This is a genomic window from Nocardia neocaledoniensis (assembly GCF_029868625.1).
In the GTDB taxonomy this organism is placed as follows: Bacteria; Actinomycetota; Actinomycetes; order Mycobacteriales; family Mycobacteriaceae; genus Nocardia; species Nocardia neocaledoniensis_A.
In genome coordinates this window covers 1-1,772 of sequence record NZ_JARWOJ010000165.1, presented here as the reverse complement: position 1 = coordinate 1,772, position 1,772 = coordinate 1, and the positions used below count along the sequence as shown (strand labels likewise).

General features: G+C 70.6%; 1 protein-coding gene. It reads right to left on the bottom strand.

Annotated features, from left to right (window positions below; genetic code table 11):
* Positions 1–170: 170 nt before the first annotated feature.
* Positions 171–1,538, bottom strand: coding sequence for an MFS transporter (locus QH270_RS11760; protein ID WP_054811671.1), 1,368 nt, complete (start codon positions 1,536–1,538; stop codon positions 171–173).
* Between the last annotated feature and the right edge of the window lie 234 nt (positions 1,539–1,772).

Here is a 1,772-nt window from a genome sequence, read left to right as displayed (position 1 = left end):
GTGGGGGGGGGGGTTGGGGGGGCGACCCGCTGTATCACGGCGGTTATGGTGTCCAGCGTTCCCTCGTCTTCCCGGCGTGGGGGGGCCCGCACTGGGTTGGGCGGCCCCACCCTCTTTCTCGATCACATGCTCAGAGCCCTCGTATGCGAGGTAATTGAATCCGCTTTCGGCTATCCGACGAGGACGGGTTCACGTGCTTCGCGGGGCCAGCGTCGGTGTGCGTCGTCGATGACGAACGGGTGGGTGTGCTGGTAGATGCGGTCGCTGATGCGGATCGCGTCGGCCAGCCTGGCGGGGTCGATGGTGCCGACCTCGTGCAGGTGGGTGATCTCGGCGGGTTCGTTGCGTGGCCAGTTCCGTACCGCGACGGTGGCGCCGAGCCCTGCCAGGCCGATCAGCACCACCCAGGTGGTGGTGAATCCGGCGGCGCTGGTCAGCCATCCCGCGATCGGGTAGGTGATCAGCCAGGCCAGGTGCGACAGCGAGAACTGGGCGGCGAACAGTGCCGCGCGATCGGCCGGCTGCGAGGAGCGCCGCAGGATCGCGCCGGTCGGGGTGAGCACGCCGGCGGTGCCGGCGCCGATGAGTGCCCATACCGCGCTCGCGGCGGCCCACCGCCACTGGCCGGCGTCGGCGGTCGAGAGGGCGATGGCCGACCCGAGCCCGAGGATCAGGGTCGCGGCGCCGGCCAGCATCACTGGGCGGGCACCGGTGCGGTCGAGGACTCGCGGCAGCGACAGCGCGATGATCATCGTTCCGAAGCCGTTGGCGGCCAACAGCATCGCGACGCCGGTCTGTGATCCGCCGAGGGTGTCGCGGACGTAGTTGACGGTATTGACCATGATCACCGAGCCTGCCGCGGCGACGACCAGGTTCAGCCCCAGCAGCCCGCGCAGCCGTGGTGTGGCGGCGAATATCCGCATGCCCACTGCGATCCGCTTCGCGAAGCTGCCCTGGGTCGTTGCTCCGGCGTCAGGGATGCGGGTCGAGACCACCAGGGCCGCCGAGACGGCGAAGCCGATGGCGGTGCCGACGAACAGCCAGTGGAAGCTGATCAGGGTCAACGCGGCCGCGGCCAGCATGGGGCTGAGCAGCGTTTCCATGGTCGCGGCGAGCTGAGCGGCCGACAGCGCGCGGGTGTAGTCACGTTCGTCGGGCAGGATGTCGGGAATCACGGCCTGGTAGGTCGGAGTGAACGCGGCCGAGGCGGTTTGCAGGATCGCGATCAGGACATAGATCTGCCAGATCTGGTCGATGAAGGGCAACGCCAGCACGACGCCCCCGCGAATCATGTTGAGCGCGACCAGGAACAGCCTTCGCGGGAAACGGTCGGCATAGGCGGCCACGATCGGGGCAACGGTGACGTAGACGAGCATCTTGATCGTCAGTGCGGTGCCGAGCACCGCGCCGGCGTCGGCGCCGGCGAGTTCGTAGGCGAGCAGTCCGAGCGCGACGGTGGTCAAGCCGGTACCGAACAGCGCGGTCATCTGCGCGGTGAACAACCGCAGGTAGTCGCGGTGGGCGAACAACGAGGTCATCGGGGGTGTCCTTCTGGTCCTGTGTCGGTGCGGGGCACCAGGTCTAGCTGAGGGTGGCGACCGTCATGGGACGCTGCGGGCCCCCGATTCCCGGGGGGGGGGGGGAGGCGGGGGGGGGGGGGGCGCGCCCCCGCCGGGGGGGGGGGGGGGGGGGTGGGTTGAGCGGGGTTTTGGGGGGGGGGGGGTGAATGGGGGGGGGGGGGGGCGGGGGCGCGGGGGGGGGGGCCCCGCCCC

Bases quoted from the DNA above. Each gene is read 5' to 3' on its own strand.
- QH270_RS11760 (WP_054811671.1), bottom strand. From the start codon at position 1,538: ATGACCTCGTTGTTCGCCCACCGCGACTACCTGCGGTTGTTCACCGCG.